Genomic DNA, 12,761 nt, shown 5'->3' with positions numbered 1-12,761 from the left:
CCCATCCTTATGCTTGTTGTGTTTGCCACTTTACTGTCATTCCTTTTGTATAGCGCATATCAATATAATTAACCCTTTTTGCACTATTAGCAAAAAGCTGTGGAAACACTTCAACCAGCCGCTGTAAACGCAGCTGAACGTCTCTCTGCCCCAATTTGACAATTGTATTATTGTTAAACCGTATTGACCACTGCAAACCGTCACTTAACATAACATTCTTTACCTGCCATGGTAACTGTTTTAATAATGGCAATGATTGTTGATAAAAATTCACTATTTTAAGCTCATCGCCTAGCGGTGCTGTGAATAAGGGTAAATATTGGTCACGTATTTTTTGATCTTTAATCATGACTAAATTACCACTATCTGTTAATAAATAATGATCTGCCCAACGCCCTAATATTTTTTCTGGTTGAATATTAATAATAATCGTCTGTGGCCAGATACGTTTTACATACACCTCTTTAACCCCTGGAAACGCCAGGGCTGCCCCTTGTATCTCGCTAATATTAATACTAAAAAAGCCACCATGGACAAATGGCATTATTTTTTTTATTAATAACTGCCGCGAAACAAAATTATAATCACCAATAATTTTAACAGTTCGAATCGGTAAAACGTCTGGATTTTTAAGTTTAATATATCCCCACAGGCTTAATAAAATAATTAATAAACCAAATAACCACCAACGCCAATAAAATACTCGAGAAAAAACAACCTGCGCCATATTAAAAGCGGCCCTCAACAGCAACCGTTGATTGCGTTCTATTATTCTCTATGGTTTGCTCTGGCGGTGTGATTGTTTCTGCCAAAATAGCAAGCACTAGCTCATCAAAGCTCATACCTAATTGCCTCGCCGCCTTTGGTACCAGACTATGGCTAGTCATCCCCGGCGCGGTATTGACCTCTAATAGCCAAAATCTGCCTTGGTGATCGCGCATTACGTCAACACGGCCCCAACCTCGGCAATCAACAGCCATAAATGCTTGTAACGCTATATCCTGAATCCAACGCTCTACTTTTTGATCCAAGCCACATGGGCAGGCATATTGTGTTTCATCAGAAAGGTATTTTGCCTCATAATCATAAAAGCCTGCAGCAGGAATAATTTTAATCAAAGGTAAAGCCTTCTCAGCTAAAATGCCCACCGTATATTCTTCTCCACACACCCAACGCTCAACCATCACCGGGCCATAAACCTGTGCTTTATCATACGCACCTTGGCAGTCTGCTTTTACTTCAACACGTGAAACACCAATCGTCGAGCCATCATGCACTGGTTTAACAGCCACCGGGGCTGCTAATTTTTCAAAATAATACTCTAGTTGCTCAACAGAGTTCACCAAATACGCCTCAGGTGTCGGCAAATCAAGTGCTGCCCATACATGCTTAGTACGCATTTTATCCATTGATAAAGCTGAACCCAAAATACCGCTACCGGTATAAGGTAATTTTAATATTTCAAGCAACGCTTGGACCTGGCCATCCTCACCACCACGTCCATGCAAAATATTAAAGGCACGATCAAAACCACCGGCTATTAGTTTTTCAAAGCCCTGCTCAACCGGGTCAATACCATGCGCATCAACACCTTGACGTAATAACGCCGCAAGCACATTGCTGCCTGAATCTAACGATACCTCACGCTCAGCAGAGTCTCCCCCCATCAATACCGCCACTTTTCCCCACAGCGATGGCAATTGTGCTTTTATGCTACTTTTATTACTACTATTATTATTAATAATATTTTTTTTGTTTTTATTCATGATGCAGCACCTGCCAATTGACGATATAAAAAATCAAGTTTATTTTTAGCAAAGTTTTTTGCAACACTTCCAATACTGCCAGCACCTTGTAGCAGCAAAATATCTTGATCACGCAAAATTGCACACAATGTTTGCTCTAGTTGCTCTTCATTGCGTACCAAGACAATATTCACACCCTTGCGTTGAATACTTTTAAACAACGCTGTTGCAGTCGCCCCTTGAATAAGCGCCTCTCCTGCCGCATGGACTTCCATCAACACAACAAAATCACTTTCTTTTAGTGCTTCAACAAATTCATTAAATAAGTCCCGTGTCCGTGTATAACGATGGGGTTGAAACACATGGACAATCCGCCGACTCGGCCAAGCATCACGCGCAGCTTGCAAGGTCATCTTAATTTCACAAGGATGATGCCCATAATCATCAACCAACGTAATTTTGCCAACCGGTAAATCAAACGGTCCATACACTTGAAAACGCCGCCCTACTCCGGCAAACTGCTGCAACGCCCGTTGAATTGCAGCAACACACACACCACAATCAAGTGCCACAGCAATCGCTGCAACCGCATTTTGCACATTGTGAATACCCGGTAAATTCAACTCTAAATATAACTCTTCTTGATCAGGCAGTAATAAACGAAAATGGCTAGTTAAACCTGTTTGGTAAAAATCAGTAATTCTATAATCCGCATCTTCATGAAAACCATAGGTGACCGTCGGGCAACTAATATGTCCTAGTAACTCTCTCACCCCCATATCATCAATACACAACACGGCTAAACCATAAAAAGGCAAACTATGGACAAACTCTAAAAAAGTCTGCTTTAAATTCGCAACTTCTCCTTGATACGTCGGCATATGGTCCTGGTCAATATTAGTCACAACAGCAATCGTTGGGTTTAAATGCAAAAATGATGCATCACTCTCATCAGCTTCAGCAACAAAATAGCACCCAGAGCCAAGCACAGCATTTGCACCTGTACTATTAAGCTGGCCACCAATTACAAATGTTGGGTTTAACTCACCCTCACTTAGAATACTGGCAATTAAGCTTGTTGTCGTCGTTTTACCATGTGTGCCAGCAACAGCGACACCTTGGCTAAAACGCATCAGCTCAGCCAACATTTGCGCACGACCAACAACAGGAATATGTAACTGATGGGCGAAGACAACCTCAGGATTATCTTCTGCGACTGCGCTTGAGACAACCACCACATCAGCGCCCTCAACATGGCTGGCATGATGACCTAAAAAAATCTGTGCGCCCAATGTTTTAAGCCGCTCAGTCAACGTATTTGCAACAATATCAGATCCAGTAATCACATATCCCTGGCTATATAGTACTTCGGCAATCCCCGCCATACCGACACCACCAGCACCAATAAAATGGATGCGGCGAATACGACGCATTGCCAAATGATGGGGGTTACTTTCTTTGATTACTTTGCTCATTGATCATCTCCACACAAGCACAAACAACATTTTCTGTCGCTTGAGGCCGACTACATTGACGTGCTTTTTCAGCCATTTCCAATAAGTATGTACGCGACTGACACAAATTACTTAATATTTCAAATAAACTCATCACACTCAGCTCAGACTCAGCAATAAGACGCGCTCCACCCGCACTGACAAGCGCCTCAGCATTTTTTCTTTGATGATCATCCACAGCATAAGGAAATGGTACAAATAAAGCGGCAACACCCACTGCCGCCACTTCAGCAACCGTCAGTGCACCTGAACGACAAATAACCAAATCTGCCCATGTATAAGCCTCTGCTATATTTTTAATAAAAGGTTGCACATCTGCACTGATATTTACTGCATTATATGCCTGTTGCACAGCAATAACATTCTCCTTGCCCGTTTGATGGCGAACCACAAGCTTTTCTTGGTTTTGCCCCAGCAAATTCCCCAACACTTGTGGCAATAGCTCATTTAAAGTACGCGCACCCAAACTGCCACCGATAACCAAAATACGCATCGGCCCATCACGCTGACTATAGCGCTCAACCGGAGGTATAATACTCGCAATTTCTTGTCGAATCGGATTACCCACATAAATCCCACCTTGCTGAACCAAGACATTGGGAAATCCGGTCAACACTCGCTTGGCAAAGCGCGCTAGAATTTTATTTGTCACACCCGGAATAGTGTTTTGCTCATGAATCAGTAAAGGCACTCGACACAACCAAGCAGCAATCCCACCAGGACCTGCAGCAAATCCGCCCATGCCAATGACTAACGCAGGCTTTAGCTGCTTAATTAACCAAATGGCCTGCCCTAACGCCAGCAATAAAGCCACCGCACCTTTCACTTTGCCAAGTAATCCTTTACCACGGATACCCCGCACACTTAAACAATGCAGTTTTATACCTGCCTCAGGTACAATTTCTGCTTCAATCCGCGTTGCTGTCCCTAACCACTGAATCGCATAGCCTTGCATCTGTAGGGCCTTTGCAGTTTCAAGCGCAGGAAAAACATGTCCTCCGGTTCCACCTGCCATCATCAAAACTAAGGGAGCGTTACCTTGACTCACGGCCAACTCCTCCTTTTTTTTGCTGCTCTTGCTCGTATTTATTTTGAATATCCACTCTGAGTAATAAACCCAATGCTAAACAATTAATCACTAAACTACTGCCACCAAAACTCATCAACGGCAAAGTCAACCCCTTAGTCGGCAATAATCCCGTATTGACCCCAAGATTAATAATTGCTTGTAAACCAACCCAAAAACTAATCCCATAAGCCAAATAAGCCTCAAATTTTTTCCCTAAATATTCAGCCTGGCGTGCAATCAACAAACCACGAAAAACCAGCAAGGCAAATAAAGCCACAACGGTCATTACACCGACAAAACCGAGCTCTTCACCAACAATAGCGACAAGAAAATCAGTATGAGCTTCTGGTAAATAAAACAATTTTTGTACACTATCACCCAAACCCACGCCCAGCCAACCACCGCGACCAAACGCAATCAAAGACTGAGTTAACTGGTAACCCGTATTAAACTGATCAGCCCACGGGTTTAAAAATGAACTTAAGCGTGCTAATCGGTACGGTGCTGCGACCATCACCAAAGCAAACCCCACCCCTGCGATGACAAACACCACAACAAAACGTTGCAACGGGACTTTAGCCATAAATAACATAACAAATACTGTCGCCGCCAAAACCACCAAAGCGCCAAAGTCAGGTTGTAATAATAAAAAAATTGCAATGACACCAATTAACGCTAACGGTTTTAAAAACCCGACCAGAGTCTCTTGTACCGATTTTTCATGGCGGACAAGGTAATCAGCCGCATACACTATCATACAAAATTTAATTAATTCGGATACTTGCAACGAAATCGGCCCTAAGTGCAACCACCGCGTACTGCCATTGACTTCCTTACCTACACCCGGCAGTAACACAATAATAAGTAAGCTCACCCCTAAAAACAGCAAAGGCAAAGCAAGCGCTCGCCATAGTTCTGTTTTCAGACAAATCATGAATAACATCACTCCACAACCGAGCACGACATAAATAGCTTGACGAATTAGAAAATGAAACGGCGCCGCATAATTACTTTGTGCAACCACCATCGAGGCCGAACCTACCATCACCAATCCCAAACCCAGCAAACTAAAAATGGCAATAATAAGCAGCCCATCCAAGCGCAACTTTCCTGCACTATGCGCCATCATGATCGCTGTCTGCTAACTTCATGAATAAATGCTTCACCACGGGCTTCAAAATTCTCAAACATGTCAAAGCTTGCACAAGCCGGCGCCAGTAAAACACTATCACCGCTTTGTGCAACAGTTGCCGCCATCGCCACCGCTGTTGCTAAGCTATGCGTACGCATTACACAAACCCATGGACTTAAACACTGCTGTAACTGCTCAGCATCTTCACCAAAAACAATGACCACACGAGTAAAGCGCTTTACGCTCTGCTCTAAACTCGTAAAATCTGCACTTTTGCCCTGCCCACCTGCAAGCAAAACCACCTTATTTTTTGTTTGCTCACCAACACTTTGAATCGATGCAATCGCCGCCCCAATATTCGTTGCTTTCGAGTCATTAAACCAATACACATTATTCAGCACATTAACCAACTGGCACCGATGAGGTAAACCCGTAAAGCTACAAATCTCATCTGTAACTACATGCAGAGGAAATTTTAATAAATCACTAATCGCCAATACTGCCAGGGCATTTTCAAAATGATGCTGACCAAACAAAGTCATGAACCGCGTATTCACTATTTTCTGATCACCCTGACCCAACCAAAGTTCACCTTGATTTTGATCTTTAATCAGTCGCCATTGATTATCCTGCACCTGCTTTTCGGTATCAAGATTACTATTACTATTTACACCAAACAATACAGAATTATTTTTAATAATATTAATATATTTATCTTTTAGCCAGTGCTCTTCGTGATGATAAACTTGATAATCGGAATTTAAAAAAATACGAGCTTTAGCATCTTGATACTCCTCAAAGCTCGCATATCTATCCATATGATCAGGTGAAGTATTCAGCAAAGCCGCGACTTTAGGTTTTAATGAATAAGTCGTTTCTAACTGAAAACTAGAAAGTTCTAAAATATATAATTCAACGTCTTGGTGTAATAGCTCCAGAATCGGCGTACCTAAATTACCGCCGACAGCGACTTGCACACCCACTTGCTTAGCAACTTGGCCAAGCAAGGTTGTCACGCTACTCTTGCCATTAGACCCAGTAATAGCAACTACCGGTGCTCGCACATAACGTGCAAATAACTCTATATCACCAATAAAATGATTATTCTTAACTAAGAAACGCTGCAGCATTGGATCATGCCCTGCCAATCCTGGACTAATCACAATATCAGCAAACTCTCGCATAAATAGCTGCTCAGGCCAAGCACCACAATAATACTCAACATCAGGGTAAGCTTCTTGCAGCTGCTGTAAATACGGCGGGGCGGTACGTGTATCAATAACGCATACAGCAATTCCTTGCTGCTTTAAAAATTTGACACACGACCAACCGGTTTTACCCAAGCCAATCACAAGCGTAGACTGCATATTAACCTCTTAAAAACACACTCGCTAAACCAATAAAGACCAGCACCAATGTAATTAAACTAAACCTTAGCATCACTTGGGTTTCTGGCCAGCCTTTCTTCTCAAAATGATGGTGTAACGGCGCCATTAAAAAAATACGTTTACCACCAGAATATTTAAAATACCCAACCTGTAAAATCACAGAAATAGTTTCAGCAACAAAAATTCCACCCATAATAATTAATAGTAATTCTTGCTGTAACAGTACCGCGACTACACCTAAAGCTGCTCCCAATGCCAAAGAGCCCACATCTCCCATAAACACCCGTGCCGGGTAGATATTAAACCATAAAAAACCAATACCAGCACCGACAATTGCCAAACAAAATACAGTAATTTCACGACCACCTGGAAGATAAGGCAAGCCAAAGTACACGGCCCATTCAGCCTGTTGGCCAGCCACTGCAATCACAGCAAAAGCACCGGCAACAATCACCACACACAATGCTGCTAAACCATCGAGTCCATCGGTTAAATTAACGGCATTACTTGACCCGACAATGGCAAAATAAGCCAGTAAAATGGCACCTAAGCCTAAATTAATACCAACACCTTTTAAAAAAGGCACCCATAAAACCTGCTCATGTAACATCACGACGACAACTGTCGCCGCAACTAAACCAATGACTGACTGCCAAAAATACTTCCAACGTGCAGCCAGTCCTTTGGGATTTTTAAAAATAAGTTTACGTGCATCATCGACTAAACCAATACAGCCAAACCCCAGCATAACGGTTAAGGCAAGCCATAAATACTGACTGTGCCAATCCCCCCAGAGTAAACAACTTACCAGCACAGCAAATAAAATTAACACGCCCCCCATCGTCGGCGTGCCTGTTTTACTTAAATGCGACTGCGGCCCATCATCACGCACAACCTGCCCTAATTTATAACGCTGTAGCCTGCGAATACACCCAGGCGCAATAACTAAGATAATGAGCAAAGCGGTCATCAGCGCAAAAAATGAGCGCCAAATCAAGTCCGTACATATTCCAGCTAACATAAAGCACCCTCATTGTGATGTTGCAATTCCTCAATCACCTCTTCCATGCGCATCGCCCGTGATCCTTTCACCAAAATAGTCAGCTCACCACAGGCCAAACGGTTTGTATTTAATTCTGTTATTAATTGGCTAACGAGTGCTTTTTTAGTAGTAAAGTGCTGAGCATATTCACCAAAAGCATGTACAGCAGATTGCATTTTTTCACCCACAACATATAAATTGTCAATCCCCAGATTTTTCGCTGCCTCACCCACTTGCTGATGATAAGCAATTTCATCCACGCCTAACTCTCCCATATCTCCCAACACCGCAACACGTTTACCAGAGAACGTCGATAACACCTCTAAAGCACTTAGCATCGCATTGACGCTGGCATTATAAGTATCATCAATCAAACGTGCACCCGCTACAGCTGGCAATAAACACAATCGACCTGACTCAGGCGCTACCGTAGCTAAGCCTTTGATAATATCTTCTTGATTAACCTTTAGTGCAACCGCCGCCGCTGCTGCTGCCAATGCATTGTTAATATTATTTCGCCCCAATAACGGCAAAGTTACCGTCATACTTTCTTTCAAAATATGCAGTGTAAATGAGCTTCCTTGATCTGTCATTTGAATATTAGTCGCATACACATCTGCACCTTGACTCTCAATAGAGCAAAAGCTTAGCTGATCAATATTTTTTAATTTATTGTTCCAAAAATTATAAAAGTGATCTTCTTTATTTAAGATTGCAACACCCTGACCTTTATTAAATTCTTGAAAAATTTCAGACTTTGCCATTGCCACGCCTTCAAGCGAACCAAAGCCAGCTAAATGACTCGCTCCTGCATTTGTTAATACCGCAACCTCAGGCTGCACCAACTCAACAGTATAAGCAATTTCTCCTGCATGATTTGCCCCTAACTCTAATACGGCATAATCATCATCAGCACGCAAACGCAGTAAAGTTAAAGGAACTCCCCAATGATTATTATAATTTTTAACAGGTAATAGCGTTTTTCCAGCGCGACTTAAAATAGCATACAGAATATTTCGTGTTGTTGTTTTTCCTGCACTACCTGTAATCGCCACAATCTTTGTACTAAATTGCTGACGCCATACTTTTGCCAACTGACCTAAAGCCCGTGTTGTGTCTTCAACCAATAGATAAGGCAATCGCTGTTTTTCTAGCTCAGCAGGCACTTGACTGATAATGACCGCCACAGCACCCTTAGCCAGCGCTTCACCAACAAAATCATGCCCGTCTAAACGATCACCCTTTAGGGAAATATAAATATCTCCAACATTTAAATCCCGTGTATCATGGGTAATCGCCTGTATAGCAACATCGTCACCAAAGTACTTTGCATTAATCGCTTTTGCCAGCTGCCGTAATGTCTTCATCGCTTTGTCTCACTTTATCTTCAACTAGATCAATATCTGAAAAATAATGACGTTGGCCTAAGATTTCTTGATAATCTTCATGGCCTTTTCCGGCAATAACCAATACATCACCATTTTTTAATGCGGCGATAGCCGCCTCAATTGCTTGTTTGCGTTCAGTAATAATAGTTACTTGTTCTGGTAAAAATAACCCGCTGCAAACCTCATCAATAATACTAAGAGGACTTTCATTACGCGGATTATCGCTGGTTAAAATCAGTTGATCAGCCATTTTCTCAGCAATTTTTCCCATCAAGGGCCTTTTTTCTCGATCACGATCGCCACCACAGCCAAACAAACAAATTAACCGACCGGTTGTAATCTTTTTTAAGGTAATAAGCACTTGCTCTAATGCGTCCGGGGTGTGCGCATAATCAACAACAATCAGCGCCTGTTGATAATAAAATGTCTGTAAACGGCCTTTCGGCGGGCTGATATGTTCTAATAAAGGCAATATCTTTGCTATCGATATACCTTTTACACCTAACGCAGCGATCACTGCTAATAAATTAAATGCATTAAATTCGCCAAGCAAAGGGGCTTTTAAATGATATTGACCCCATGGCGTGACTAACTCACCGCTCAGCCCTGTTTTACTAAATAATGGATTAATTAATCTTATATCTGCGCTTTGACTTAACCCATAACTGATAATATTAAGATGCTTAGGCGCATTTTTTCTGAGCCCTTGGCAAAAATAATCATCGTTATTAATAATTAAATTTTTTAACCCTGGCTGATAAACGAGCCTGGTTTTTGCCGCAGCATAATTTTGCATTGTGCCATGATAATCGAGGTGATCTTGCGTTAAATTAGTATAAATCACCGTTTCCATAGCAATGGCCCGGGCTCGCCCCTGCACTAAGCTATGTGATGAAACCTCCATCGCAACGTCTGTCACTTGTTGTTGATAAAACTGATCAAGTAACTGTTGTAAAGCAATCGCAGCTGGCGTGGTATTAATACTCGCTTGCAAACAACCATAGATTCCCGTACCCGTTGTTCCTATTAATGCGACACGCTGATCAAGCTGACTTAAAAGCTGAGCATATAAATAAGACACTGAGGTTTTGCCATTCGTCCCAGTGATCCCTAATATAGATAGCTGATATGATGGACAACTATAACAAAAACCAGAAAATTCACTGATATAATCACGTAAATTTACAACGGCGATTGCCGGGGTCCGCTGTTTTTTTGTGTCGATATTAAATACTGCGGCCGCTTTTTTTTCATAAAGAATCAGCACAGCACCACGCTCACAGGCCTGCGCTATATAGCGACGACCATCACTATTTTCACCAGGATAAGCACAAAAAATAGCGCCAGGCACAACACAGCGACTATCATCGGTAATGCCTGTGATTTTTTCATAGTCAACATTAATAATTCTATTGATATTATTAGTAGCATGACTATGAAAGTGATTGATGGCTTTTTTTATTGCTAGAATGTCCATGAGTTTTATTATTTGGCTCCACATTTAATACATGTAATGACCGCTTAGCGATTTTTGCAAATACTGGAGCGGCAACTTCTCCACCATAATATTGCTCCCCTCGCGGATCATGGATAACAACAACAACCACTAATTCTGGCTGATCGGCGGGAACAATTCCAGCAAAAAGTGCAGTATAGCGATCAAGATCATAATCACCATCGGTCACCATACGCACCGTCCCCGTTTTGCCTGCAACACGAAAGCCCTGAACCATAGCACGATGTCCAGTCCCTGCTGGGCTCACCACCGTTTCTAGCATATTCATAACTTCAGCCGCTGTTTGCGCATCCAATACGCGCTGCCCATGTGCTTTTACTCCGCCTGCAACCACACTCAAAGGATAGCGCACCCCTTCTGCAGCTAAGACAGCATACGCCTGTGCAAGCTGTAACGTTGTTACCGCCAAGCCGTAACCAAATCCTAAAGAGGCCGCTTTCGCTGCTGTCAGTCTTCCTTCTGTACTAATTGCACCCGAACGCTCACCAGGTAACCCACTAAAACTAACTTCACCAAAGCCAAATCGAGCAAGAAAGTACTTAAATTCTACTGCCGGAAGCTGCATCATCATTTTTGCAATACCCACATTACTCGATTTTTTTAAAATATCTCGCACCGTCAATTGACCATAATTTCTAACATCATGTATTTTACGCCCATCAATACGCAACCAACCAGGTGACGTATTAATAATGTCATCTTTATGGTATTGTCCAGATGATAATGCATAGGCGAGCGTAAATGGCTTGATCACTGATCCAGGCTCAAATACATCCGTCACGGCTCGATTACGTATTAACTCAGGGATTAAGTCACTGCGATTATTTGGATTAAAAGAAGGGTAATTTGCAATTGCCAATATTTCACTATTTTTTGCATCTAAAACAACTATCGAACCTGAGCGTGCTTTATAATTATAAATTGCTTCAATCAGCGCCATGTGAGAAATATGCTGAATACGTCGATCTATGCTAAGAGATAAACCCTTACCATAAGGGCTACCTAGCTCTTCAGCTAATATATCAATAATACCACCGCGACGATCATGACGAATATTTCTTTTCTGACTCACTCCAACCAACCAATCATTATAAGCCAGCTCCACGCCTTCTTGTCCTTGCTCATCTATATCAGTTAACCCAACCAGTGGACCTAGCATCGAACCATCAGGATAAAAACGCTGATAATATTTACCAACATACATACCCGGAATTGCTAACGATTTCACCTTCATCGCCATTAATGGCAACACAGATCGCTTTAAATACATAAACTGTCTATTTTTATATTTTTTTAAACGATTTCTTATTTTTTTAATATCTAAATTTAATAAATTAATTATTTTTTTTTCTACATCATCAGATAAAATAAATTTTTGTGGATTAATAAAAATAGAATAAACTGGGGCAGAAATTGCTAACGGCTCACCATAACGATCAAAAATACTTCCTCTAACAGCAGGCAACACGATGTTTTTTGTTGAGCGTACTTGACTTTGCGCATGCAAAAAATCATGCTGCATCACCTGCAAATAAAAAGCACGCACACAAAAAATAATGATTAAAATAGCTAAGACACAAAAAAGTCCATATAAACGCCAATTAAAATATTTTTTCTGCCAACGCGCCTTTAAGTTAACCATCAAGAGGGCAAAGTAAGTAACTGAGGAGAATCCGGTTGAATCATACCCAACTTGTCCTTCGCTTCTGTTTCTATTCTCCCATACGATCGCCACGTACTTTCTTCAAGTAATAATTGTGTCCACTCAGTATAGAGTGAGTTTTGCTCTTTCATTAATGTTTGTAAATGGACAAATAAAACACGTCCCTCATCACGCACATACACAACCATCAAAGCACTAAAAAAATTCAGGAGTGCAAGCAACACTATAATCCAGGCGGTACGCCGACAAAATGTTTCACGAATAATGCCGAGCACATTCCAATCAATCAATCGGTTCATTTTCC

General features: G+C 41.7%; 11 protein-coding genes. All 11 read right to left on the bottom strand.

The features are described 5' to 3' along the window. Window positions 1-7: 7 nt before the first annotated feature. From C200_RS07645 to ftsL, 11 genes are read right to left on the bottom strand one after another with little or no spacing between them, the layout of a single operon-like run. A complete protein-coding gene (locus tag C200_RS07645; RefSeq protein WP_016209344.1) occupies window positions 8-727 on the bottom strand; it encodes a cell division protein FtsQ/DivIB in 720 nt (239 codons plus the stop codon). Between the two features lies 1 nt (window position 728). After that, complete coding sequence (locus C200_RS07640) at window positions 729-1,766, bottom strand: D-alanine--D-alanine ligase (protein ID WP_016209337.1); 1,038 nt, start codon at window positions 1,764-1,766, stop codon at window positions 729-731. Then, a complete protein-coding gene (gene murC / locus C200_RS07635; protein ID WP_016209356.1) occupies window positions 1,763-3,220 on the bottom strand; it encodes a UDP-N-acetylmuramate--L-alanine ligase in 1,458 nt (485 codons plus the stop codon). The genes C200_RS07640 and murC overlap by 4 nt, the downstream gene beginning before the upstream one ends. Next, entirely contained in the window at window positions 3,195-4,307 is a 1,113-nt protein-coding gene (gene murG / locus C200_RS07630; RefSeq protein ID WP_129556426.1) for an undecaprenyldiphospho-muramoylpentapeptide beta-N-acetylglucosaminyltransferase, read from the bottom strand. The genes murC and murG overlap by 26 nt, the downstream gene beginning before the upstream one ends. After that, window positions 4,294-5,457: a putative lipid II flippase FtsW gene (gene ftsW / locus C200_RS07625; RefSeq protein WP_016209321.1), complete on the bottom strand. Its 1,164-nt coding sequence runs from the start codon at window positions 5,455-5,457 to the stop codon at window positions 4,294-4,296. The genes murG and ftsW overlap by 14 nt, the downstream gene beginning before the upstream one ends. Beyond that, window positions 5,454-6,827, bottom strand: coding sequence for a UDP-N-acetylmuramoyl-L-alanine--D-glutamate ligase (murD, locus tag C200_RS07620; protein WP_016209324.1), 1,374 nt, complete (start codon window positions 6,825-6,827; stop codon window positions 5,454-5,456). Before murD ends, ftsW begins: the two co-directional genes overlap by 4 nt. Before the next feature lies 1 nt (window position 6,828). Continuing rightward, complete coding sequence (mraY, locus tag C200_RS07615) at window positions 6,829-7,869, bottom strand: phospho-N-acetylmuramoyl-pentapeptide-transferase (RefSeq protein WP_032126523.1); 1,041 nt, start codon at window positions 7,867-7,869, stop codon at window positions 6,829-6,831. Then, window positions 7,863-9,257 carry a UDP-N-acetylmuramoyl-tripeptide--D-alanyl-D-alanine ligase gene (locus C200_RS07610; protein ID WP_016209347.1) on the bottom strand — a complete coding sequence of 465 codons (1,395 nt, stop codon included), beginning with the start codon at window positions 9,255-9,257 and terminating at the stop codon, window positions 7,863-7,865. The genes mraY and C200_RS07610 overlap by 7 nt, the downstream gene beginning before the upstream one ends. Then, complete coding sequence (locus C200_RS07605) at window positions 9,223-10,755, bottom strand: UDP-N-acetylmuramoyl-L-alanyl-D-glutamate--2,6-diaminopimelate ligase (protein ID WP_016209327.1); 1,533 nt, start codon at window positions 10,753-10,755, stop codon at window positions 9,223-9,225. Before C200_RS07605 ends, C200_RS07610 begins: the two co-directional genes overlap by 35 nt. Next, complete coding sequence (locus C200_RS07600) at window positions 10,712-12,436, bottom strand: peptidoglycan D,D-transpeptidase FtsI family protein (protein WP_016209317.1); 1,725 nt, start codon at window positions 12,434-12,436, stop codon at window positions 10,712-10,714. The genes C200_RS07605 and C200_RS07600 overlap by 44 nt, the downstream gene beginning before the upstream one ends. Continuing rightward, window positions 12,436-12,756, bottom strand: coding sequence for a cell division protein FtsL (ftsL, locus tag C200_RS07595; RefSeq protein ID WP_051307306.1), 321 nt, complete (start codon window positions 12,754-12,756; stop codon window positions 12,436-12,438). The genes C200_RS07600 and ftsL overlap by 1 nt, the downstream gene beginning before the upstream one ends. Window positions 12,757-12,761 lie beyond the last annotated feature (5 nt).

The organism is Piscirickettsia salmonis LF-89 = ATCC VR-1361, from assembly GCF_000297215.2.
Lineage (GTDB): Bacteria > Pseudomonadota > Gammaproteobacteria > Piscirickettsiales > Piscirickettsiaceae > Piscirickettsia > Piscirickettsia salmonis.
The sequence above is the reverse complement of the archived record's forward strand: the minus strand, read 5'-3'. Positions and strand labels throughout refer to the sequence as shown.

What these genes read in the sequence shown, in the direction of transcription:
- C200_RS07645 (WP_016209344.1), bottom strand. Translation starts at nt 727, where the DNA reads ATGGCGCAGGTTGTTTTTTCTCGAGTATTTTATTGGCGTTGGTGGTTA.
- C200_RS07640 (WP_016209337.1), bottom strand. Translation starts at nt 1,766, where the DNA reads ATGAATAAAAACAAAAAAAATATTATTAATAATAATAGTAGTAATAAA.
- murC (WP_016209356.1), bottom strand. Translation starts at nt 3,220, where the DNA reads ATGAGCAAAGTAATCAAAGAAAGTAACCCCCATCATTTGGCAATGCGT.
- ftsW (WP_016209321.1), bottom strand. Translation starts at nt 5,457, where the DNA reads ATGATGGCGCATAGTGCAGGAAAGTTGCGCTTGGATGGGCTGCTTATT.
- murD (WP_016209324.1), bottom strand. Translation starts at nt 6,827, where the DNA reads ATGCAGTCTACGCTTGTGATTGGCTTGGGTAAAACCGGTTGGTCGTGT.
- mraY (WP_032126523.1), bottom strand. Translation starts at nt 7,869, where the DNA reads ATGTTAGCTGGAATATGTACGGACTTGATTTGGCGCTCATTTTTTGCG.
- C200_RS07610 (WP_016209347.1), bottom strand. Translation starts at nt 9,257, where the DNA reads ATGAAGACATTACGGCAGCTGGCAAAAGCGATTAATGCAAAGTACTTT.
- C200_RS07605 (WP_016209327.1), bottom strand. Translation starts at nt 10,755, where the DNA reads ATGGACATTCTAGCAATAAAAAAAGCCATCAATCACTTTCATAGTCAT.
- C200_RS07600 (WP_016209317.1), bottom strand. Translation starts at nt 12,436, where the DNA reads ATGGTTAACTTAAAGGCGCGTTGGCAGAAAAAATATTTTAATTGGCGT.
- ftsL (WP_051307306.1), bottom strand. Translation starts at nt 12,756, where the DNA reads ATGAACCGATTGATTGATTGGAATGTGCTCGGCATTATTCGTGAAACA.